The organism is Streptomyces sp. NPDC014870 (assembly GCF_043081505.1).
GTDB lineage: Bacteria > Actinomycetota > Actinomycetes > Streptomycetales > Streptomycetaceae > Streptomyces.
This window is the reverse complement of sequence record NZ_JBIBWQ010000001.1, coordinates 611,062-633,463: the sequence shown is the minus strand read 5'-3', so window position 1 is coordinate 633,463 and position 22,402 is coordinate 611,062. Positions and strand designations below refer to the sequence as shown.

At 72.9% G+C, this 22,402-nt stretch carries 16 protein-coding genes; 3 read left to right on the top strand and 13 right to left on the bottom strand.

The window, feature by feature from the left end; all coding sequences use genetic code 11:
- Positions 1–81: 81 nt before the first annotated feature.
- The 4 genes from ACF09C_RS02585 to ACF09C_RS02570 all read right to left on the bottom strand — a co-directional run bounded on the left by ACF09C_RS02585 (position 82) and on the right by ACF09C_RS02570 (position 6,757).
- A complete protein-coding gene (locus ACF09C_RS02585; protein ID WP_392087801.1) occupies positions 82–1,491 on the bottom strand; it encodes a family 2B encapsulin nanocompartment shell protein in 1,410 nt (469 codons plus the stop codon).
- A gap of 221 nt (positions 1,492–1,712) precedes the next feature.
- Positions 1,713–3,551, bottom strand: coding sequence for a metallophosphoesterase family protein (locus tag ACF09C_RS02580; protein ID WP_392087798.1), 1,839 nt, complete (start codon positions 3,549–3,551; stop codon positions 1,713–1,715).
- Positions 3,552–3,567: 16 nt separating this feature from the next.
- The gene (locus ACF09C_RS02575; protein WP_392087796.1) at positions 3,568–5,079 is read right to left on the bottom strand and encodes a patatin-like phospholipase family protein; all 1,512 of its coding nucleotides are present in this window, start codon (positions 5,077–5,079) and stop codon (positions 3,568–3,570) included.
- Between the two features lie 16 nt (positions 5,080–5,095).
- Complete coding sequence (locus ACF09C_RS02570) at positions 5,096–6,757, bottom strand: GMC oxidoreductase (protein WP_392087794.1); 1,662 nt, start codon at positions 6,755–6,757, stop codon at positions 5,096–5,098.
- A 343-nt stretch (positions 6,758–7,100) separates the two neighbouring features.
- On the opposite strand from ACF09C_RS02570, the gene ACF09C_RS02565 reads away from it, so the two are divergent.
- On the top strand, positions 7,101–7,904 hold the full coding sequence (locus ACF09C_RS02565) for a YhjD/YihY/BrkB family envelope integrity protein (RefSeq protein WP_392087792.1): 804 nt from the start codon (positions 7,101–7,103) through the stop codon (positions 7,902–7,904).
- Between the two features lie 120 nt (positions 7,905–8,024).
- Positions 8,025–9,926, top strand: a complete 1,902-nt coding sequence (locus tag ACF09C_RS02560; protein WP_392087789.1) for an alkyl/aryl-sulfatase — start codon at positions 8,025–8,027, stop codon at positions 9,924–9,926.
- A gap of 18 nt (positions 9,927–9,944) precedes the next feature.
- On the opposite strand, the gene ACF09C_RS02555 is transcribed toward ACF09C_RS02560, so the two are convergent.
- From ACF09C_RS02555 to ACF09C_RS02545, 3 genes are read right to left on the bottom strand one after another with little or no spacing between them, the layout of a single operon-like run.
- Positions 9,945–10,814, bottom strand: coding sequence for a hypothetical protein (locus tag ACF09C_RS02555; RefSeq protein WP_392087787.1), 870 nt, complete (start codon positions 10,812–10,814; stop codon positions 9,945–9,947).
- Positions 10,811–12,598, bottom strand: coding sequence for a GMC oxidoreductase (locus ACF09C_RS02550; RefSeq protein WP_392087785.1), 1,788 nt, complete (start codon positions 12,596–12,598; stop codon positions 10,811–10,813). The genes ACF09C_RS02555 and ACF09C_RS02550 overlap by 4 nt, the downstream gene beginning before the upstream one ends.
- Positions 12,595–12,993, bottom strand: coding sequence for a hypothetical protein (locus ACF09C_RS02545; RefSeq protein ID WP_392087782.1), 399 nt, complete (start codon positions 12,991–12,993; stop codon positions 12,595–12,597). The genes ACF09C_RS02550 and ACF09C_RS02545 overlap by 4 nt, the downstream gene beginning before the upstream one ends.
- Positions 12,994–13,232: 239 nt before the next feature.
- On the opposite strand from ACF09C_RS02545, the gene ACF09C_RS02540 reads away from it, so the two are divergent.
- Entirely contained in the window at positions 13,233–14,630 is a 1,398-nt protein-coding gene (locus ACF09C_RS02540; protein ID WP_392087780.1) for a lamin tail domain-containing protein, read from the top strand.
- Positions 14,631–14,757: 127 nt separating this feature from the next.
- Here the strand turns inward: ACF09C_RS02540 and ACF09C_RS02535 are convergent, their stop codons facing one another.
- From ACF09C_RS02535 to ACF09C_RS02510, 6 genes are all read right to left on the bottom strand, one after another.
- The gene (locus ACF09C_RS02535) at positions 14,758–14,952 is read right to left on the bottom strand and encodes a DUF4236 domain-containing protein (protein ID WP_392087779.1); all 195 of its coding nucleotides are present in this window, start codon (positions 14,950–14,952) and stop codon (positions 14,758–14,760) included.
- Between the two features lie 75 nt (positions 14,953–15,027).
- Positions 15,028–16,440, bottom strand: a complete 1,413-nt coding sequence (locus ACF09C_RS02530) for a serine/threonine-protein kinase (protein ID WP_392087776.1) — start codon at positions 16,438–16,440, stop codon at positions 15,028–15,030.
- On the bottom strand, positions 16,437–17,243 hold the full coding sequence (locus ACF09C_RS02525) for an FHA domain-containing protein (RefSeq protein ID WP_392087774.1): 807 nt from the start codon (positions 17,241–17,243) through the stop codon (positions 16,437–16,439). The genes ACF09C_RS02530 and ACF09C_RS02525 overlap by 4 nt, the downstream gene beginning before the upstream one ends.
- Positions 17,244–17,518: 275 nt before the next feature.
- Positions 17,519–19,555 (bottom strand): family 43 glycosylhydrolase, encoded by a 2,037-nt coding sequence (locus ACF09C_RS02520; RefSeq protein ID WP_392087771.1) that lies wholly within the window; start codon positions 19,553–19,555, stop codon positions 17,519–17,521.
- Positions 19,556–19,668: 113 nt separating this feature from the next.
- Positions 19,669–21,198: a peptidoglycan DD-metalloendopeptidase family protein gene (locus ACF09C_RS02515; RefSeq protein ID WP_392087769.1), complete on the bottom strand. Its 1,530-nt coding sequence runs from the start codon at positions 21,196–21,198 to the stop codon at positions 19,669–19,671.
- 64 nt (positions 21,199–21,262) lie between these two features.
- Positions 21,263–22,252 carry an alpha/beta hydrolase gene (locus ACF09C_RS02510; RefSeq protein ID WP_392087767.1) on the bottom strand — a complete coding sequence of 330 codons (990 nt, stop codon included), beginning with the start codon at positions 22,250–22,252 and terminating at the stop codon, positions 21,263–21,265.
- Positions 22,253–22,402: the final 150 nt, after the last annotated feature.

Genomic DNA, 22,402 nt, shown 5'->3' with positions numbered 1-22,402 from the left:
GGAGAGCCCGGGATCGGGCATCCGTAACTCCTTGGTGGGGTGGTGGCTGTCGTGGCCGACCGAGGAAGGTCCTGGGGGTGTCTAGTGGCGCCAGCGGGCGATCTGCACGTTCTCCAGCACGCCGAGCGCGTTGGGCACGAGGATCGCGGCGGAGTAGTAGGTGGTGACGAGGTACGACATGATCGCCTGCTCGCTGATGCCCATGAAGCGCACCGAGAGGCCCGGCTCGTGCTCCTCCGGCAGACCCGTCTGGCGGAGCCCGATGACACCCTGGTTGTCCTCCCCGAGGCGCATGGCGAGGATCGAGCTGGTGTTCTCCGCGCTGATGGGGATCTTGTCGCAGGGCAGGATCGGCACCCCGCGCCAGGCGAGCACCTGACGCCCGTCGAGTTCGGCCGTCTCCGGGTAGAGCCCGCAGGCGTTCCACTCGCGGCCGATCGCGGCGATCGTCCGCGGGTGGGCGAGGAAGAGCCTGGTGCCGCGACGGCGGCAGAGCAGCTCGTCGAGGTCGTCCGGGGTGGGCGGGCCGGAGTGCGGCTGGATCCGCTGCTTGTAGTCGGCGTTGTGCAGCAGACCGAACTCGCGGTTGTTGATCAGCTCGTACTCCTGGCGCTCCCGCAGCGCCTCGACCGTGAGCCTGAGCTGCTCCTCGGTCTGGTTCATCGGCCCGTTGTAGAGGTCGGCGACCCTGGTGTGGACCTTCAACACGGTCTGGGCGATGGAGAGTTCGTACTCGCGTGGCTTGAGTTCGTAGTCGACGAACGCGCCGGGCAGCCGGGGTTCCCCGCTGTGTCCTGCGGACATCGCGATCTCGGCCTCACCGTGATGGTTCTGCCGTCGGCGCGGCAGTGAGGCGAACTGCCGTACGTGGTGTCCGAGGTGAGGGGCGGAGGTGAGTACGGCGGCGAAGTCGGCGTGGGACAGGGTGAGCAGCGTGCCCGCGGTCTCGGCGGTGGCCGTGTAGCCCCACGTGCCCTCGCCGTCCAGGAGGACCTGCTCGCCGAAGCGGTCGCCGTCCGCGAGGACCGCGACGCCGACCTCGTCACCGTACTTGCCGACGGAGGTCTGGTTGATCCGGCCGCGGGCGATCAGGTGGATGTGCCGGGCGGGCGCGCCGCGTTCGACCAGCACCTCCCCGGCGCGGAAGTCGCGCTGGACGCACCGGTCCGCGATCGCGGTCAGCACCTCCACGTCCTCGAAGCCGCGCAGCAGCGGCAGTTCGCCGAGCTCCTGCGGGATCACCCGTACGTGCGTGCCGTCCTGGACGAACTCGATGCGCCCGTCGCCGACGGTGTAGCTGAGCCGCCGGTTCACCCGGTAGGCGCCGCCCTTGGTGTCGACCCAGGGGAGCATCCGCAGCAGCCAGCGATCGGTGATCTCCCGCATCTGCGGGGCGGACTTGGTCGTGGTGGCGAGGTTGCGGGCGGCCGCGGTGCTCAGCGACTGCCGGGACGCTGCCGCCTCGGCTTCCGGGCCGGTCTCAACGGTCATCGGACGAGAACTCCTTACGCGGGGCGAGAGGGGGAGGGGTGAGGGCGGAAAGGGGGGGGCGAATTATCGGGAACCGTCCGGATCCCGGTGAACAGTAGCCGCGGAATTCGCCTGGTCACCGCGTGATCCAGGGGGAATTACCTCGATGAAGTGACCTTGATTCGTACGGGGTTTATTCGGATCACCGACGGAGTTCCGGCCACCTGACCGAGAGCTGTCGGTCATACCTCCCGGTGCGGCGCGACCACCACGGGCTCCTCGATCAGGTGGACGGTCGGCGGTGTCGCGGGCACCGGCCGTGTCCACGGCGCCGGGTTGGCCGGGACCTCGTCGAGCCGCCAGTCGCGGCACGTGCTGTCCAGCGCCAGCGGGTAGAGGGTGAGCGAGCCGTTCCGCGCGATGCGCATGCGGAGGAAGCCCTTGTGGTCGTCGATGGACTGCCCGGACATCTGCCACTCGGTCGGCATCCCCTTGTTCGACCACCGCACCCACAGGGCGAAGAGCAGGGAGCCGAAGGCCGCGCCGAACAGCGCGGCGACGAACACCAGGATCATCAGCACGAAGATGCCGTTCCAGGAGGACGCGAACGTCCGTGCCATCGCGGTGACGGCCGCCAGAGCGGCGGCGGCCACCGCCAGCTGCAGCAGTGCGGCCAGGACCGGCCCGGACGGCGCCCTGGGCCGCCCCTCGCCCAGCAGCCCTCTCCACCAGCCGATCAGGAACGGCAGAGCGAAGAGGGCGGCACTCGCGCAGAGCAGGCCGAGCAGGTCGTCGAGGCCGGCACCCTGCAGGGCGCCGACGGGGTTGTGCCGGCCCTCGCCCAGCGCGAACGCGGCGCACATGACCAGGGCGAGCACCACGTGCACCACCGCGGCCAACACCGCGAACCCGCGGTTGTGCCGCAGGAGATAGCGAGGCGAGAAGGGGTTGGCGAGGGCGCGGGCGAGCGTGCGGGACTCGGCCGCGTCCGGGTACGTGTCGGGGGCGAGGCTGAACGCCAGGGGCCGCTCGTCCTTCTTCCGCAGGCGTGAGCCGGCCGGTGGCAGCGACAGCTCCTCCGGGAGGTGGTGGGTGGCCGCCAGGTACGCGCCGCCCAGGCCGCAGGTCACCATCTGGCGCCGTCGGGGGTTCGCGGGCAGCGGCTTGTCCGATCCCGGCTCCTCGCCCGACAGCCGTTCCACGTAGCGCGCGTAGTGGTGCTTGTCGCCGGTCAGCCACAGCCTGATCGACGCGCCGGTGGGCCAGTACGTCCGGGTCTCCCGGTCGAACCGGTTCCGTACGACGTTGAGGTCGAACCAGTGCAGGGAGTTGAAGGCGTCCGGCTCCTCGGCGCTCTCCATCCACGTGGGCGCGGCACAGCAGACGATCACGCTGTCGCCCGGCTCCAGATGCCGGGACAGCTCGGTCTCGAAGTAGCGCCGCTGCGGGTCGTCGATGTACGAGCCGAGCTGGCTGTCGAGGCCGACCAGCCACCAGCGTCCGGGCAGCTTCACGGCGAAGTAGCTCCGGGTCTGGCGCGTCTGCCAGCCGCCGATGGCGCGGTTCTGGGCGAAGATCCGCAGGAACGCGGTGAGCCCGTCGTACCAGTCGTGATTGCCCGGCAGCGCGAGCATGAGCGGCTTGTCCGGTGCGGAGGGGAGCGCCGCGCGATACGGGCCCTTCATCCGGTCCTCGTACGCGCCCGTCGACGCCACCGGGTACACCTGGTCCCCGCCGAGGACGAGCAGCGAGCCACGGGGGAGCGGCGCGTCCCCGGGGAGGGCGAGGGTGTCCGCGCCCAGGGCGGCCGCCACCGAGGCCGTCGCCTCGAAGCCGTCGCCGAGGTCCGCGACGAAGTCGATCCAGATCTCCTGCGCCTCGGGGTCCGCCAGCGGTGCCGACAGGGGCTCGACCTCCAGGGCGCCCTGGATCTCGCGCTTGTCCGAATAGCCGGCGAACATCGCGGCCATCGCGACCTTGACGGCCGTTCTCGTCAGCTCCTTCGGCGCCAGCCAGCGCACCGGTTCCCGGGGGGTGAACCTGAGTGCCTCCGCGTGCCTGCGCAGCTCCTTGAAGTCCACGACGGCTCCTCCTCGGTCACAGGGGGGACCAGGGCAGGACGTTCTGTGCGTACACGTCCCACAGCCTGCCGGTGAAGAACTGGCCGAAGCGCCCGAGGGTCGTCACCCTGCCGGGCAGCGTCGGCGCCTCGACCCGGAAGGTGGTGAGCTGCTTGAGGAAGTCGGCAGGGCGGATGCGCACCGTGCCCGACGCCACCGTCTCGGCCCGGGACTCCTCGTCCGCGTCGACATGACCGCGTAGGACGCGGGTGTGGAGGACGGAGGTGTCCTTCCAGACCCCTCGGCGGGAGTCCTCGCTGACGTCCTTGTACCCGCTGAGGGTGAGCGGGTGACCGGCCCGGTCGGCGAAGTACGCCCGGTAGAGCATCCGCAGGTGCTGGGGACCGGCATGCTCCACGAACAGCTGGAAGGTGCCGCGCTCGATCGGAAGCCGCCCGCCGAGCTCCTGGCAGACGATCTCCCCGCGCAGGGCGGCCTCGTGCGCGGGATCGAGGAGGAAGCGGTCCACTCCCTGTATGTCGACGGTCACGTGGAGGGCGATGTCGGCCGTCGCGCCGCGCTCCGGGTCGGCCTCGGTCGCGGCGGCGGGTTCGCCGAACACGACCTGTCCCACCATGCGTTCGGTGAAGCGCAGCCGGGTCGCATCGTCGGGGCGGCCGGGAGGGGCACCCGGCTTCCACGGAATCCCCTGGTCCGTGCACCAGGAGCGGGCGTCCCGCACGCCGAGTTCGACGGCCTGGGCGAAGCGGTCCCTGGAGAAGTTGATGAGGTAGTTGAGGGGTACCTCGCCGGCCAGCATCCGGACGTCGATCGGGCGCCCGAACTCTCCGTTCTCCCCCCGGCCAAGGGCCGCGTTGCTGGCCTCGATCCGGCGGAGCCAGTGCCGCAGCTGGCCGTTGGCCGTCGTCTCGATGATGTGGAAGTAGTTGGCGATGAAGCCGTCCCGCCAGCGGTGCCGACGGCTGACCGTCCAGATGATCCACAGCTCGTCGCAGCCCCGACGGATCGCCTCCTCGACGTTCCCGTCGGTGAGATAGACCGGGTCGATGTAGGTCTGCCCGTCGATGACGACCGGCGGGAACCACATGGGCAGGGACACCCCGGCGCAGAAGCGCTCCTCGTCCATCCGGTCGGCGGTCACCGCCTCCAGCTCGTTGGCGCTGAAGTTGTAGAGGTTGAAGGTGGCCTCGCGGTCGGTGGCCCGGATGCGGTCCCAGTCGAGCCCCCAGCCCGGGAAGACGCGGCGCCGGTAACCGTCCAGCGTGAAGAGGGAACGGGCGTACGGTCCCTTCGCCCACTCGCGCCAGTTCGGGGTGACACCCTTCAGCGGCGAGAGCCCGCGCCAGTTGTCCGCGATCTCGCGCCCGGACATCCCCTGGCAGTACATCGCGAGGTTGAACACGCCGCCACTGGCGCCGTCCGCGTGGTCGAACGTCAACTCCGCTTCGTCAAGCAGGACTTGAAGGACACCCGCCTGGTAGGCGACCTTCAGGCCGCCGCCGGCGAGGAGGAGTGATCTGCGCGTCATGAAGGCCTCGCCGGGGTCACTGATCCTCGATGATGCGGTCGGCCGACCGGTCGGCCAGCGCCGCGATGGTGAGCGAGGGGTTCGGGCCCACGGGACCGGGCAGCACCGAGCCGTCGGCGATCGAGAGGCCCGGGTAGCCGAACACCTGCCCGAAGGGGTCCACCACGCCCTCGCGCGGGGTGCGCCCCATCGGCGCGCCGCCCACGGGATGTACGGTGATGAGTCGGTTGAGCAACCACAGGGGGTTCGCGGCGTACCGTCCGCCCAGGCTGTGGGACACGGCGCGCATGGTCTCGTTCATCTGTGTGAAGTACGCGTCGGACGCGGCCAGTTTCCAGTCGAGGTCCAGATGCCCGTCCCGCAGGAACATCCGCCCGTTGGGGACGTCCCGTCCCATACCGAGCAGCGGCAGGGACGTCGCGGTGAACAGCCCTTTGCCCATCGCGTCGTTGAGCTGTCGTCCCACCCGGCTCTTCGCGGTCCTCGTCAGCCGCGACCACCCCCGCCGCAGCAGGAACCGCGCGACCCGGTCGGAGAGGGTGAGGACGTTCTGCTCGACGAGCCAGTCGAGGAACTCCGGGTATCCGGCGTCCTCGATGTAGAAGCCCCGGTCCCGCGCGCCGCTGCCCTTGCGATCCACCCGCAGGGCACTGGTGATGACCGGGCCGAAACTCGGCTCCAGGAGGCGGGGCACGGTCTCCCCGGGCAGGTCCGGACGGGGCCTGCGCGCCTTGAACACCAGGCCGAGAAAGTCCCCGTTACCGGAGAAGCGCGTGCCGAGTGCCGGGCTGAGCGCGGGGAACGCGCTGCGGTTGCGCATCAGCAGGTACGTGGTGCCGAAGGTGCCGGCGGAGAGGATCAGCCGCCGCGCTCCGACGGTGTGCCGCACGGGAGGCGGCCGGTCTCCGTCTCCGGCGGCGTCGTGCTTCAGGTACGAGACCAGGAACCCCTCCGGGACCCGTTCGAACGAGCGGACCTCGCACAGGGTCCGGATGTCCGCCCCGAGCCGGTCGGCGACGCTGAGGTAGGTGAAATCCAGACTGTTCTTGCTGCCGAAGTTGCAGCCGAGGTCGCACTCGCCGACGAGCCTGCACGCGTAGCGCGGGGCGTGGTGCAGATTGTCCGCACCGCCTTCGAGCGGAGCGCCGGGCACCGGTGGGTCCCCGAAGGAGACGGCCAGCTTCGGCAGCTCCCAGGGAAGCCCGAGGCGCTCGGCGGCCTCACGCATCGCGAGGGTCTTGGGCGTGCTCCGGTAGGGCTCGACATCGACGGGGTACCGCTCGGCGCCCATCACCGTCTCGACGGCTTCGTAGTGCGGTTCGAGTTCCTCGCGCGTGACGGGCCAGTCCTCGCGCCCGCCGTCGAACGACTCGTGCACGAACCAGCTCTCCGGCTTGCGGATCAGCACGTTCGCGTAGATCAGCGAGCCGCCGCCGAGACCGCTGGACACCAGCGCGTCCATCGTCGAGAAGCTCCACATGTCGTACATCCCGTACAGGCGGGAATCCGGGTCCCAGAAGTTCTTGGCCGTCTCGTGGGGACTGCGCGGGAAGGACCCGGGAGGGAACCGCTTCCCGCGTTCGAGAACGCAGACGCCGAGACCGGCGTCTGCCAGGCGGAACGCGGTCACCGCCCCGCCGAATCCCGACCCGACGACGACAGCGTCGAAGACGTCCACGCTCGCCACCTCTCGGAGACGAAGCCGCAATCCCTGCCCTGACTGCCCCCGCCGGCGGCTGCTCGCACGCACGACCTCTCTCCATGGTTCACCCACCGGCCGTGACGCGCACGTCGAGAGGGACCGGCCGCCGGGCGCACCCCCGGACCGGTTGACCGGGCGTCAGCGGGTCGGGCGCGTTCCCCCGGACGGGTCGGCGGGCTCGCCCGGGCGGATGCGGAGCCGTCCAATGGACGGGCGGGCGGGATCGGGAGGCCGGATGAGGTGGGCGAGCCGGGTGCGGAGCATCCGGAGGGGTGCCGAGAGCCGCTTTCCCGTACTCACCGAGCTCACGAGCAGGCTGATGAGCGGGAACCTCCTGGACGCCGGCACCCGGCTGGCGGCCCAGGCGTTCCTGGCCGCGGTGCCGCTCCTGTTCGCCCTGGCGGCCTTCGCCCCGATCGCCGTGCGCGACCAGATGCGCGACTCCCTGCGGGAGGTGTTCGGCCTGACGGGCGCCTCGGACGAGGAACTGAAGAAGGTCCTCGACGGCTCCGACGCCGAAGGGCTGCGGGACACCACGGGCGCCGTGGGCGCGCTCGTGGCGCTGGTGTCGGCCACGAGCTTCAGCCGCGCCATGGCCCGGGTGTGCGAGCGGGCCTGGGGACTGCCCAGAGCGAGCACCAGGATCGCCGCCTGGCGGTGGGCGGTGTGGCTGCTGGCCCTCGTCCTCGTCGTGCTGCTCCAAGAGCCGATCCGCAGCGGCTTCGGGGCGGGCGGATGGCTGGGCCTGCCGCTGTACTTCCTGCTCAGCACCGGGGTGTGGCTGTGGACCCAGCACCTTCTGCTGGTCAACCGGATCCGCTGGCTTCCGCTCCTGCCCGGCGCCCTGCTCGCCGCGACGGCCACCACCGTCCTCGGCCTCACGGCACGCCTCTACATGCCGGGCGCCCTCAACCGGGCCCTGGGCGAGTACGGCTCGCTGGGCCTCGTCCTGACGATGCTGTCGTGGCTGATCGTGGTGTGCGCCGCGCTCACCTTCGCGTTCACCATCGGCGCCGTACTCGCCCAGGAACCCCCGCTCAACCGCCACCTCGGAACGGACGGTGGAATGGATGGCGGGACCGACGACGGACCCGACCTTCCCGCCGACCGGCCCGACGGCTGACGCGCGCTCACCCGGACGGCGCAAGCCCGATCGTGCCCCTCCCGGACGGGGACCGAGGGTGGGAGGGACGCGTCGGCCATTGCCCGGCAGGTGCGCGAGGAGAGAGGGAGAGCCCGATCGATGACCGGGAACGAGCACTCCAAGCCGGCCGAGCAGGGAATCGTGCGGGGCAACGAGGAGGTCCTGCGGCGGCTTCCCTTCGACGACACGCGCGACTTCGACGACGCCCGACGCGGCTACATGGGGACGGCGGAGGAGACGGTCGTCCGCGACGCCGAGGGGCGCGCGGTCTGGGACCTGGAGGCGTACGACTTCCTCCAGGGGGACTGCCCCGACACGGCCAACCCGAGTCTGTGGCGGCAGAGCAGACTCGCCGCCGAGCACGGCCTCTTCGAAGTCGTCGAAGGCATCTACCAGGTCCGCGGTTTCGACCTCTCCAACATGACGGTCGTCGAGGGCCACGAGGGCATCCTCGTGATCGACCCCCTCATCTCCGCCGAGACGGCGGCGGCGGCCCTCGCGCTCTACCGCGCCCACCGGGGTGCCCGCCCGGTGACCGGTGTGCTCTACACCCACAGCCACGTCGACCACTTCGGCGGGGTACGCGGCGTGGTGACGGACGCCGACATCGCACGGGGCGTCCCGGTCGTCGCGCCGGCCGGCTTCCTGAAGCACGCGGTCAGCGAGAACGTGTACGCGGGCACGGCGATGGCCCGCCGCGCGGCCTACATGTACGGTGCCGTGCTGCCGACGGGGGAGAGGGGACAGATCGGCGCGGGCCTGGGGCAGGCCACCTCGACGGGTTCCGTCGGGCTGATCGCGCCGACCGTCGACGTCACCGGCACCGGCCAGACGGAGATCGTGGACGGCATCCGCATGGTCTTCCAGCTGACGCCCGGGACCGAGGCGCCGGCCGAGCTGAACATCCACTTCCCCGACCACGGCGCGCTGTGCATGGCCGAGAACGCCACCCACAACCTGCACAATCTGCTCACCCTGCGCGGAGCGGAGGTGCGCGATCCACGGGAGTGGGCGCGGTACCTGACCGAGGCCGTCACGCTCTTCGGCGCCGTCACCGATGTCGCGTTCGCCTCGCACCACTGGCCGGTCTGGGGGCGCGAGCGGGTCGTCCAGTACCTCTCCGAGCAGCGCGATCTCTACGCGTACCTGCACGACCAGACCCTGCGCATGCTCAACCTGGGGTACACAGCGCGGGAGATCGCCGAGGATATGCGGATGCCGCCGGCCCTGGAGCGAGCCTGGCACACCCATGGCTACTACGGTTCGGTGAGCCACAACACCAAGGCCGTCTACCAGCGGTACATGGGTTGGTTCGACGGCAACCCGGCCCACCTCTGGGAGCATCCGCCCGTCGAGAGCGCCACGCGGTACGTGGAGTTCATGGGCGGCGCCGACGAGGTGCTGCGCCGCGCCCGCGAGTCGTACGCGCGGGGCGACTACCGCTGGGTGGTCCAGGTGGTCGACCACGTCGTGTTCGCCGACCCCGGCAACGCCGCCGCCCGCGAACTCCAGGCCGACGCGCTCGAACAGCTGGGGTACGGCAGCGAGAACGGCACCTGGCGCAACTTCTTCCTCACGGGAGCGATGGAGCTGCGGCACGGCTCCGCCGGAACGCCGACGGTCGTCGCCTCGCCCGACGTGCTGCGCGCGCTCACCCTCGACCAGCTCTTCGACTCCCTCGCGATCAGGGTCGACGGGCCCCGCTGCTGGGACGCGGACATCTGTGTGCGCTGGAACATCACGGCGGGCGACCCCGTCACGCTCCGGCTGCGCAACGGCGTCCTCACCCACATCACCGGCACCGGCCCGGCCACGTCCGAGCCGGACGTCCAGCTGACCCTGGACGAGGAGTCCCTGCGCGCGGTCCTGCTGGGCGTCACCCCGCTGCCCGACCTGATCGAGCAGGGCAGGGCGACGGCGGAGGGCGACCTGACGAAGGTGTCCGAACTGTTCGGACACCTCGCCGATCCGGACCCCGACTTCGCCATCGTCACGCCGTGACCTCGGGCACCCCGGACGTCAGACGCGCGGTGCCCTCGGCAGGTAGTACGGGCGGTGGTGGGCGGCCACCGGGGGTGACTGGTAGGTCCAGGCGCCGGTGGCCGGGGTCGTCGGGGGGAGGACGGTGCGGAGGTCGTCGCCGAGGGTGGCGGCCGGGGTGTGGAGCGTCAGTCGGGTGCGGTCGGCGTGTTCGGGGGCCGTCAGGTCGTACCAGCGGTACGGCTGGGCGAGGTTCATGGGTCCTGCGAGCAGACGGCCCTCCGGGTCGGTTCCGTAGCCGGTGATCGGGGCGGAGTTGGCGGCGACCGAGGAGAGCCCGTCCAGGGCGGCCGTGAGGTCGAGCAGCGGGCCCAGGCCCTTCTCCAGCGCGTCCCCTGGACCGATCGCCGCCGCGTTGCACCGCACCGTCCAGGTGTCGCCCGCCGGTCCGTTGAGGGACGGAAGCCCCACCTCGAACCAGCCCGGGTGCTTGGGCTCGGCGTACAGCTCGCGACCGGCCCTGATCGCGAACGGGTTGTCGCACACGACGTGCAGCCGGGCGATGCCGAGCAGCTTGGTCTGGTCCCAGCCCTTGGCGTACTGGGCGTAGGTCAGCCGCGGCAGTCGGTGGCGCTCGGCCGTCGGGAAGGCGATGACGTTGAACTCGATCTCCTGCGTCACCCCGCCGCCGAACGCGTACTGCGCGAAGTACAGCTGGTAGTTGAGCGAGACCAGCGCCCGCCCGTCCTCGAACGTCGCCGCGGTCAAATCCGGGTGCTGCTTGGCGAGCAGCTCACGGACGGGTTCCGGTGCGACCAGCCAGTCCACACCCAGCTGGTGCAACGCCCCGTAGTGGAAGGGGAGCTGGAACGGTTCGGACACCGGCGGGAGAGGGAGAGGGGAGGTCATGTCTGGGCTCCTCGGCTCGGAAGGGGGGTGTGCGGGGGCCGGGCGACGGACACCGGGTCGTCGCGGGTCGCCAGGTCCCGCTCGATCCGTTCGGCGCTGCGCAGGGCCAGCGCCGCCATCGTCAGCGTCGGGTTCGAGGTGGCCACCGACGGCATGCTGCCGCAGCCGACCGCGTACAGGCCGGGGTGCTCCCAGCAGCGCTGCCAGGAGTCCACCACCGAGGTCGCGGGGGAGTCGCCCATGACGTGCGTGCCGGCGGCATGGCCGGCCCCGCGGTAGCCGTACGTACGGCCGCCGTGCCGGTGGCGGCCCGGCCAGGCCGCCACCGGTGCGTACTCCGTGTGGTCCTCCGCGCCGAGGAGGGCGAAGATCTGCTCGGAGACCGCCCGCGCCGCGGCCATGCCCTCCCGCACGTGCTCGTCGAGGTCGTAGGTGACCAGCGGCAGCGGCAGGCCCGACGCATCCCGCTCGGACGGGTGGAGCGTGACCCGGTTCGACGGATCGGCGGCCTGCTCCATCTCGAACTGCAGGGTGAACTGGCGGCGCAGACGGCTCCCCACCGCACGCCGCAGATCCGCTCCCAGCAGGCCCCGTTCGGTGAGGAAGTGGTCGACGTCCGTCTCCACCGGGCCTTTCGCCCAGGACCAGCCCCACGTCCCGAACTCCACGCGGAACGGCGCCCGCAGCCGGCGCGCCGGGCCTGCCCGGAAGCCCTCGAAGCCCGACACCGAGCCGGGCCCCCGGTACGGCCCGGTGTCTTCAGGCATGAGACCCCAGGTCAGCAGGACCGGATGGTCCATCAGATTGCGGCCCACCTGGTCGCTGCCCGCGGCCAGTCCGGAGAGGAGCAGCAACCGCGCGTTCTCCACCGCGTGCGCGGCCAGCACGACCACGTCCGCGCGGGCGACGGACACCTCCCCGTCGTACCCGGCGTACTCCACCCCCGTCGCGCGCCCCCGCCCGTCCACGAGGACCCGGCGGACCACCGACCGGTCCTGGAGGGTGACGGTCGCGCTCCAGCGGCCCTGGGTCTTGAGCGGCGTGTACTTCGCGTACGACGGGCAGTGCGGGATGCAGCTCGCGTTGCCCACGCAGCGGCTGTCCGGGTCGGGCCGCCCGTCCCGCCCGCGCGGCACAAAGCCGCGGCCGCCGTCGTACCGCGGGTCGGGAACCCCGTTGCGGGCGTGCGGAGTGCCGACCACCCGCAGCTCGACCTCCCGCAGCGCGACCGGGTCCTTGACCCGCCGCCCGTCCAGGCGGGCGGCCAGCAGGCGGTCGAGACGGGCGGTCGGCAGCGGCCGCATGGGGAAGACGTAGTCGTCGGGGAGGGGCAGACCGAGCCGCTCGCGCTGCTCGTCCGCGTCGCCGGACACCCCCAACTCCTCCTCCGCGGCCCGGTAGTGCGGTTCGAGGTCCTCGTACGCGAGGGGCCACCGCCGCCCGTACCCGAAGGCCTCCGTGTCGAAGTCCTCCGGGAGCATGCGCGGCGCGAGGCCCGTCCAGACGTTGCCCGTACCGCCGTTGGCGCGGACGTAACCGCTGGCGTAGGGGAGCGGCCCGTTCTGTCGCAGATGGCCGGAGGCCCGGAAACCGGGGGCTTCGGCGGTGCCGACGAGGTCCGTCACCTGGGGGGAGGGGGCAGCCGGATGGGGAAGGGGAGGGGCGGGCCCGCCGGCCGGGCCCGCCTCGAGGGCCAGGACCCGGCGGCCACGGGCGCCGAGCCGCCGCCCCACGAGCGAGCCGGCGATCCCACCGCCGACGACGATCACGTCGTACCGGCTCACCCGACGCCCCCCTCGACGGCCTCGCCCGTGTCGGCCCAACTCCCGTACCCACGCGGATCGGTGGCCGGGGCGCGCAGTCCGGCCGCCTTCCAGACCAGGCCCTCGGCCCGCGCGCGCGGGGACACCGCGAGCGGCGGCGAGGCCGGCCAACCGCCGGTGTACCAGAGGTACGTCACCGCCCTGGCCGACTCCCGCAGCTCGCTGTCCAGTTCCTCTTCGCCGAGGTTCCCCGGATCGCGCAGCAGCAGCCGTTCGTACCGGTCCGGCCCGAGCCGCTCGGCGGCGACCGACCGGTACACGTCGGTCAACGCGGTGGCTTCCAGGGCCGCCTCGTCGAAGCCGGTCAGCACCGCGGACAGGGCGGTGAAGCGCTGTGTCTCGTCTCTGTCGGGCACGTGATCATCGGTGCCCCGCCGCCCGCCGGCCCATGCGGTGCGCCCCCGGAACGGCTCGATCGCGACACGGGGCCCTCCCTCGTACGGATGGCGGCCGTACGGCCTGTCGTTCGACGTGCGTTCATGTGACAAGCCGCCGGGCGCCGAGCGGAGTTCGGCGACGGGCGTGAGTCTCGTGACGCCCAGGGCCCTGGGCGTCAGCACCCACGCCTCGACTCCCCACCCTGAGGACGGCCACCGTGCCCCATGCCCCGCTCCGCCTCGCCGTCGCCTGCGCCACGCTGGCCGCCGCCGCGACACTCGCCGCGCCCGTGGCCCACGCCGCACCGGCCGACGACATCCGGATCAACGAGGTGGTGACCACCGGCAGCGTCGACGACTCGGTCGAACTGTTCAACAAGGGCGCGGCCCCGGTCGACATCTCCGGCTGGATCCTCAAGGACGACAACAAGAGCTCGAAGTTCACGGTTCCGGCCGGGACGACGCTCGCCCCGGGCGCGGCGCGCGCGTTCGACGTGCACGCGGCCTTCGGCCTCGGCTCCAGCGACAAGGCCCGGCTCTACCTGCCCGACGGCGGCACGCTGGTCGACGAGTACGGCTGGAGCGCGCACTCGGCCCCCTCCTGGTCGCGCTGCCCCGACGGCACCGGCGCCTTCGCCAAGGCGCCTCTGACGCTCGGCGCGCTCAACAGCTGCGGTTCCGGCGGCGGTACGAGCCCGGTGGCCTGGCCGGGCGGCAGCGCGGTGGCGACCGCCGACGGCTCGAACGTCTTCGGCGAGGATCTGAGCGGCCTGTACCAGGAGGGGGCCGTGCTGTGGGGCGCCCAGAACTCGGGCAAGCTGTGGCGGCTGGTCCGGGACGGCTCCGGTGGCTGGCGCCCGGACACCGCGAACGGCTGGTCCTCGGGCAAGAGCCTGCGCTACCCCGGTGGCGCCGGAAGCCCCGACAGCGAGGCCGTCACCCTGACCGGCGCGGGAGCCGCGGGCGGCGCGTACGTCGCGACCGAGCGCAACGGAGACGCGTCCGGCACCAGCCGCCTGTCCGTCCTCCGCTACGACGTCGCGGGCGGCACCGGCGGCAGCCTGACCGCCGCCAAGGAGTGGAATCTGACCGCCTCCCTGCCGGCCGTGGGCTCCAACCTCGGCTTCGAGGCGATCACCTGGATCCCCGACGCCACCCTCGTCGGAGCCGGCCTGAAGGACGAGACGACCGGCGCGGCGTACGACCCGAGCCGGTACGGCCCGCACACCGGCGGTGTCTTCCTGCTCGGCGTGGAGGGCACCGGCGCGGTCCACGGCTACGTCCTCCAGGACAGCGGCACCGCCACCCGCGTCACCACGTTCGCCAGTGGGATGCCCGGCGTGATGGAGCTCCAGTGGGAGCCCCAGGCCGCGCGCCTGTGGCTGGTCTGCGACGACACGTGCGGCGGTGAGCACCGCACCATGAAGATCGGCTCCACCGGCACCTTCGCCCCGACCGCCGTCCACGCGCGGCCGAGCGGCATGCCCGACCTCAACAACGAGGGCTTCGCTGTCGCGGGGGCCGAGGAGTGCGTCGGCGGGACCAAGCCCGTGTACTGGGCGGACGACAGCAACACCGGCGGCCACGCGCTCCGCAGGGGCACCCTCTCCTGCTGAGGCCCGTCGGCCCAGGGCACGTCCGCGAGACTGCCGGGGCGGGCATGCCCGCAGGGGCTGCCGGGGGCGGCACGTCCGCAGGGCCTGCCGGTGCCTGCCGGGGGCAGCCTCAGCGGGCGCCGGGCCCTCAGCGGCGCCTGCGGACGCGCCGGCGCCAGGTGATCCCGCCCGGCAGCCGCACGGACGCGCTGTGCCCGCCTCCGCCGTGCCGGGTGATGTGCGCCCGGCGCGGGCCGAAGCTCAGGGACCAGCCGTGCGAGCCGATGTTCAGGCGGAGCAGCTTCGGGACGAGGGTGATCTGCTTGTGGTAATGAATCGACATGTCGGCCTCCTGGACACCATGCTGCGGCACGGTCGCGGCGGGGCCGTCACGGCCACGCCACGACCGTGTCACCGCTCAGCGGCCGGCCGCGGGGCGCGGGCAGTCCGGCAACGACGGCCGGTCCCTGGTGCGTACGGCGGGGAGCCAGGCCGCCGGAGGCAGCGAGCCGGACGGGAGACGGACGCGGTACCAGTCGGTGGAACGCAGGTCCTCCTCGTCGATGATGGGCTCACCGCCGGTGAACCGGCAGTCGGCGACCAAGGCGTCGCCGTGCCACACCCGGGTCCGCACCACGTTGTCCGCCGTGTACGGCCGCGCCGGATCGATCGCCAGGCCCAGGCTGCAACCCCGGTCCCGGTCGGCCCGCTCCCGGCAGCCGCGCTCCGCGTTGAACACCCGTACCGTGCCCGCCGTCGCGGCCGCGCGGTCCGGCGGCGCGGACGGGCCGACCCGTACCGCGTCCGCGCACAGGGTCGCGCCCGCGATCCCGCACAGCGTCGTGGCGAGCACGGCGGCGCGGGCCCGGTGGCGCAGCCGCCCGGCCCCCGCCCTCGCCACGGGCCGTGCCTGGTGGGCGGCGATGCGGGCGAGCAGGCGCTCCGCGGTGTGCGGGGCGCGGGCCTCGTGGTTTGGGGCGAGGCAGTCGGCGGCGAGGGACCGCCAGAACGCCGGGACCTCGGCGTCCATGCGCAGCGGGGCGCGCCCCTGGCCGTACGCCTGCACCGAGGCGCCGCGCGCCATGGGGGTGGCACCGGGGAACGGCGAACCGCCCGAGGCGAACACCTCGTGGACGACGATGCCGAGCGCCCAGATGTCGGCGGTCGGCCTGACCCGCACGCCCCGTTCGCCGAGCGGCGCCCGCCAGCGCTCGGGCGGGAGGTAGTCGAGGGTGCCCATGGGCGGCGCGTACCCGTGTGTTCCCGTCAGTTCGGTGGCGAGGCCGAAGTCCGAGAGCTTCACCGAGCCGTCCCTGGCAAGCAGGACGTTCTCCGGCTTGAGATCGGCGTGGACCCAGCCCGAACGGTGCAGATGGGCGAGACCCTCGCAGATGCCCGCGATCAGCCGGCCACGATCGGACTCGGGCACCCCCGTGTCCAGAAGTTCCCGCAGACTGCCGGTGGCCCGCTCCATGACCAGGACGAGCGCACCCTCAAGGCAGGGACGGTCGGGCGCGGCGAGCACGAACGACTCCACGAGACCGATCAACCGGGGATGCCCGGCCCGCCGGCCGAGCTCGACCTCGCGTTGGGCGGACTCCACGATCCTGCGGGTCTGCAGGGGCGCGAGCCCGGCCGTCGGCATGATCTTGAGCGCGACGTCGGCGGGCCGGCCGGACGCCGGGTCCGCGGGCCGCGCCGCGTACACCGTGGACCAGCCACCGGCGCCGATCAGCTCGGTCACCACCCAGTCGCCCACCGGGAAGCCGGGCGGGAGCAGCTCCGTCCGGTCGCACTCGGTGGTGTCTCCCGGGCCGTGCGGCCGGGTCATCGCGCGGCCTGCCGCTCCCGCCCGCCGGCCGCCGACAGGGGCGGCAGCAGCGCGAGGTGCTCCTCCCGTACGAGTCCGAAGCGCAGCGCGAGCCCGACGATCTCCTCCCGCTTGCCGTTGCGGCGGTCGCTCCTACCCGGGTCGTGGGCGTCCTGGCCGCCGATGCGCAGCTTCTCCTCGGCGAGGTAGTCGATGTGCGAGCTGACCGCCCGCGGAGTCGGCGTGGTGCCGCCGTGCCCCCTGAGCCGCTCGGCGATCTGGGGCGTCGTCGGGACCGCCACCCGTGACTGGTCCCGCAGCCGCGGCTCGCAGAGCGCGACGAGGACCAGGAAGTAGGTGGCCGTCTCGTCCAGGGAGTACGCGGTGACCGTGCTGTTCCCCCAGGGCAGTCCCGTGGCCTCCGGGTCGAGATAGAGGTGGTCGGGGGCGAACACCTGGAAGGAGACCGTGACCTCACCGCGGGTGGGCAGCACCACGCGGGAGAACTCGAAGGGGATGGGCGCCCCGACCCGGCGGGGCGGCACCCTCAGGTACTCGCCCGCTCCCTCCGGGTTCTCCACGAGATAGCTGTGGGTCGAGCTGTGGTTCGTCAGCTGCCAGTGGTCGTCGGTCACGCGGATCTCCCCGGCGAGCCGGGAGATCGCCGGATCGTCGAGGCACAGCTCGACGGGGACCCTGGCTGAGCCCCGCCCGAAGCGGGCGACCTCGCCGGGCCCGAGCCGTAAGGTCACCGCTTCACCGTGTGGTGCGGCGCCGTCGGCGCCGCCGCTCCCCGGCGGCAGATGGACGACTACGCCACTCACCGCTCCCCCGTTCCCCCGCGTCACGTGTCGGACGAGCCGAACGATACTCATCCCTCGGAGGAGTTCACCGGCGCACATCGGCCACATCGCCGAAACCGACCCCCACCGCCGACCGGTCCTCCGGGGCGGAGCCGGCCGGTCATGCTGGTGAACTCACCGCGAGGCGTGGGAAGACGGGCCGCCGCCGCGCTCGAGGAGAGGCGCGGGCGCCTCTGTCCCCGCCGCGCGATCACGACAGCGAAGACTCTGTCCGGTTGGCGCGATCCGCACCCTCCTCAGAGCGCCGGGCTGCCCGACACCAGCGGCGCGACCGCACGCTCGCCGAACGCCGACCAGGGGCGCCAGCCGCCGCTCGGCCGCTCCTGGACGCGGGTCCGGACCAGACCCGCGACGGTGACCCCGAAGACGTGCTGCCGCCCGGTGGCGTCGAGGACCGACGTCGGCGTGGCCGCGAGCCGCAGGCCCGGCTCGCCGAACTCCCCACCGGCAGCCCACTCCCCGCCCGGGGCGACCTGCCAGCGATGGCTGAGCCGGGCGCCAGCGGGCGACAGCGAGAACGCCTCGAGCCGGCCGTCGGCGTTGGCCGCGAACGCCGGGGCGGCCGCGGACCAGCCGAACAGCGGCAGCCACTCGGCCCAGCCGCCGCTCGCCACGGACTGCCGCCGGGCGAACGTGCCCACGCCCGAAGGGCCGATCGCGGCGACGGTGAGCCGGCCACTGCCGTCCCTCGCGACCCGGGGCGCGGCCCCCGCCGCGGTCCCGTACGCGTGCCACGCCGCCGTCCACCGGCCGCCGGGGGTCTCCTGCCAGCGGTGGCGGATCCCCGCGCCGCCGGGGGAGAGGACGAACACCTCAAGCCGCCCGTCGGCGTTGGCCGCGACCACCGGCGGCGCGCCCGCCGCGCCGCCGAATCCGACCTCCCAGCCGTCCCAGTCGGGCGACCCCGCCGACCGCTGCCGCCGCCGCGCGACGGAGCCGCCGCCCGGGCTCAGCGCGAAGACCTCGAGCCGGCCCTCGGCGTCGCGGGCCACGGCCGGTGCCGCGCCGGCCGGGCCGCCGAACTCCTCCCACGCGTACCAGCCGCCGTCCGGCCGTTGCACCCGGTGGTGCAGGTTGACGCCGCCCGGGGCGAGCGAGAACACCTCGAGCCTGCCGTCGGGGGTGCGGCCGAGCGTGGGTACCGCCCCGGCCGGCCCGCCGAACGCCTCCCACTCCGACCAGCTGTCGGTGTGCGGGTCGGTCTGGACGCGCCGCAGCATCGAGCGGTCGGCGGCGTCGAGCGCGAACACCGTGAGCCGGCCGTGGACGTCGAGAGCGGCCACCGGGTTGTCGGGGCTCTGCCACGGCGGCGGAGCGTCCCGCCAGTGCAGCGGCGCCACGGAGAGCCCGTGCCGGAACCAGCCCGCGGCGGTGGCGTACCAGGCGTCCCCGTCGTGGACCACCTCGACGGCGTGACCGGCCACATGGCCCGCGTGGCCGGCGAGCTCGAAATGGAACGGGTCCCGGGAGGCCAGCACGTCGGTGCCTTCGTAACCGTTCCTGGGGCCGATGAACAGGTAGTACCAGCCGTCCCGTTCGACGACGTACGGCGACTCGGTGACCGAGACGGTCGCGTCCGTGCTCGCGTCGGTGAACGCCACGCCCGGCTCGCTCCAGTGCAGCAGGTCGGCGGAGCGCCGGTGGGCCACGACGTGGTGGCCGCCGGGGCCCGACAGCTCGGTGTAGTACATGACCCACTCGCCGCCGATCCGCAGCACCATCGGGTCACGCGCCGCGAGTCCCCGGAAGAGCGGGCCCGAGGGCTCGCGGGTCCAGGTGAACAGGTCGGTCGACGTGGCGAGGTTGACGGCCGCGCCGCTCGCCCCGCCCGCGGCGTAGAACATCCACCACCGGCCGTCCGCCTCGACGACGTGCGGCGCCCACAGGTGTTCCTCGCCGAAGTACGACGTTTCGACGGTGAGCGCGTCGGCATGGCCGGTCCACGGACCGTACGGGCTCGGCGCGGAGGCGTGGGCGAAGGCGATCTCCTGGGCGCTGTCGGGGGATTCGCCGCGCGGGGCGCTCTCCCCGACGATGCCGAACAGATGCCAGCGGCCGTGGGCCTTCACCAGGGTGTGATCGTTGAGATAGCGCGGGCCGGTCGCGGTGGAGGGGTCGTGGACGTACGTGAAGGGTCCCGCGCCCACCCAGCGGGCGGGCGGGGCCTCCCCGGCGGACGCGGCGAGGGCCGGGCCGGCGGCCGCGCCCAGGAGCGGCAGCGCGCCGGCGCCGGCCGCGCCGCGCAACAGGCTCCGGCGGCTGATCGGAAGCATGGGTCCTCCGGACGTACCGTGCGGCAGGCCGTGTCGCGGGGACACGGCCTGCCACGGGTGGAGTGGGCGTGGGGATGGCGCCGGGCGGGACGGGTGGGTCGGTCGACGGCGGCTCAGTCGAGGCCGGGTCCCGCGGTGTCGTTCACCCAGATCCAGTCGGCCCAGGTGCTGAAGCCGGTCTGCCAGGTGTGGAAGGTGCCGACGGGGTTGGTGCCGAAGACCTCGATGCGGCCGTCGGCGTTGGCGGCGGCGGTGACCTCGGTGCCGCCCGTGCCGAAGGAGGCCCACGGGCTGTAGGGGGCGTTGAGGCCGGTCTGCCAGCTGTGCACGGCGGTCGTGCCGTTCATGGCGAAGACCTCGACCCGGCCGTCCGGGGTGCGTTCGCTGGTGAGCTGCGCGTTGGCGGGGCCGCCTCCGGTGCCCTCCCACTCGGACCAACCGGCAGGACCCGTCTGGTACTTGTGGAACACCCCGACCGGACCCGAGGCGAAGACCTCCAGACGTCCGTCGGCGTTGTGGTCGACGGTCAGGTCGTGGCCGCCCTCACCGAAGCCGGCCCAGGCGGACCAGCCGCCGTTGGGGGCGGTCTGGTACTTGTGCTCGAAGGTGGCGCCGTTGAGGGCGAAGACCTCCAGGCGGCCGTCGGGCGCCTTCCCCATCTCCACCCGGCTGTCGGCGGGGCCGCCGCCGGTGGACTCCCACTCCGACCAGCCGCCGTTCGGGGCGAGTTGGTAGCGGTGGAAGAGCCCGACGGGGCCTGACGCGTAGACCTCGATCCGGCCGTCGGCGTTGACGCCGGCCGCGGTGTCGCGGCCACCGCCGCCGAACTCCGCCCAGTTCGACCAGCCCCCGGACGGGTTCAGCTGCCAGCGGTGCTGGAAGGTGTTCCCGTTGAGGGCGAGCAGCTCCAGACGGCCGTCGGCGTTGGGCGCGATGGCGAGCTGGGCGTCGGCCGGCCCGCCGAGCGACTCCCAGGACGACCAGTCGCCGTTGACCCGCTGCTGCCAGGCGTGGTGGATGCCGTCGGCCGCGGCCGCGAACACCTCGAGGCGCCCGTCCGCCGAACGCGCCGACACGACCCGGCCCGACTCCGCCGGATAGACCGGGGGCCTGGGCTGCGGGCCGGGCCCGGGCGTGCAGGGCAGCACGATGCCGCGCTCCGCGAGATGGACCTCGGGGTCGACGCCCCACGAGGCGGACCGGTCGCCCCAGATCCGCAGATGGAGGTGGGGTCCTGTGGAGTTCCCCTCGGAGCCCATCAGGGCGATCTGCTGGCCGGCCACGACACGGTCGCCCTCGAAGACGTCACGCCGGGACATGTGCCCGTACTCGGAGATCCTCCCGTCCGCGTGCTGGACCCGGATCCACTGGCCGTAGCCCGACTCGTACCCGGAGATGGTCACCTCGCCGTCCCCGACGGCGTAGATCGGCGTCCCGACGGCGTTGGCGATGTCCACGCCGTTGTGGCCGCTGTGGTAGTGCTGGGTCACCGTGCCGGCGGCCGGGCAGGCCGCCCCGGCGACCGCCGCGCGGCCGGCCGAGGCCGTCGCCGTCGCGGCCGTGGCCGGTGTCGACGGGAGCAGCAGGGCGGCGGTCGCCGCGAGAACACAGGTCAGTGCGCGTCGGGAGAGTCCACGGAACACGGGACGCTCCTCCCCTCGGCGGTCTCGGGGTGGCTGGGACGGGGGTGCGGGGCGAGGCGCGCGGTCACGCCTTGCGCAGCCGGGCGATGACACCGTCGATGTCACGCACCAGCATGTCGTGGCGGACGAAGTGGCCGCCGGGCAGCTCGTGCCACTCGTGCGGGATGCCCACGTGGCCGAGCGCGGCGCGGAACTCCCGCTGCCCCGCGAGCACTTGGGTCTCGTTGGCGGTGTCGAACCAGCTGACCGGATCCGGGCTCGTCCCGGCGACCATGAAGACACGCTTGTTGCGGTAGCTCTCGATCCGCTGCATCGGGTTGTCGGCGTTCACCCGGGCCTCGTCCCAGAACGGCGCGCCGTAGACCGTGCCGCCCGCCAGGTCCAGGCCGGCGGAGGTGGCGTTGGCCCAGTGGACCACGAGACCGTTGTCCCGGCGCAGGCTGGCGGGTCCCGAGTGGGAGCTCACCGAGGCGAAGTGCCCCCAGTACTTGGCGGCGTACTTCAGCGCGCCGAAGCCGCCCATCGAGAAGCCCGACACGGCGCGGCCGTCGTACTCCGCGAAGGTGCGGAAGTTCGCGTCGATCCACGGGATCAGCTGCTCGATGTGGAACGTCTCCCAGTTGCGCGGGCCGACGTTCGAGCTCACGGGGTTGGAGTACCAGCCCGCGCTGCCGCCGTCGGGCATGACGACGATGAGCCGCTTGCCCGCGGTCCAGTCGCGGATACGCTCGCGGTCGAAGGTGATGAAGTCCTGGCCGTGGCCGCCTCCGTGGAAGAGGTACAGCACGGGATAGGTGCGTCCGCTCCAGTGGTAGTCGTCCGGCAGGAGCACGTTCACGGCGGGGTTCCAGCCGATCGCGTTCGTCTGGAAGCGGTAGTACCACATGCGGGGGTCGGCCTCGCCGCGCTCCACGATGCGCAGACCGAAGCCGTCACCGACGGCGGCGGCGGAGGACGCGCTCGCGAGGACGCCTCCGGCGCCGAGGGCCAGCGCGGCCGAGAGGCCTCCGGCGGACTTCAGGATGCTCCTGCGGGTGGGCTGCTGCGCGGTCAACGTGTCCTCCTGGTCGGGCGTTTGGCGTGGGGTCCGAAGCGGCGGGAAACGGCCGTGGGGAGCGGGCGTCTGGAAGGTAGCAACGCCGCGGCGCCGGGGGACCCCGGAAGGTTACGGACTGACAGGCGGGAGCCCCGTCGGCTACGGCGC

Coding starts and splice junctions, on each gene's coding strand:
- ACF09C_RS02535 (WP_392087779.1), bottom strand. CDS start 14,952: ATGTCGATTCATTACCACAAGCAGATCACCCTCGTCCCGAAGCTGCTC.
- ACF09C_RS02530 (WP_392087776.1), bottom strand. CDS start 16,440: ATGACCCGGCCGCACGGCCCGGGAGACACCACCGAGTGCGACCGGACG.
- ACF09C_RS02555 (WP_392087787.1), bottom strand. CDS start 10,814: ATGACCTCCCCTCTCCCTCTCCCGCCGGTGTCCGAACCGTTCCAGCTC.
- ACF09C_RS02520 (WP_392087771.1), bottom strand. CDS start 19,555: ATGCTTCCGATCAGCCGCCGGAGCCTGTTGCGCGGCGCGGCCGGCGCC.
- ACF09C_RS02585 (WP_392087801.1), bottom strand. CDS start 1,491: ATGACCGTTGAGACCGGCCCGGAAGCCGAGGCGGCAGCGTCCCGGCAG.
- ACF09C_RS02575 (WP_392087796.1), bottom strand. CDS start 5,079: ATGACGCGCAGATCACTCCTCCTCGCCGGCGGCGGCCTGAAGGTCGCC.
- ACF09C_RS02560 (WP_392087789.1), top strand. CDS start 8,025: ATGACCGGGAACGAGCACTCCAAGCCGGCCGAGCAGGGAATCGTGCGG.
- ACF09C_RS02565 (WP_392087792.1), top strand. CDS start 7,101: ATGAGCGGGAACCTCCTGGACGCCGGCACCCGGCTGGCGGCCCAGGCG.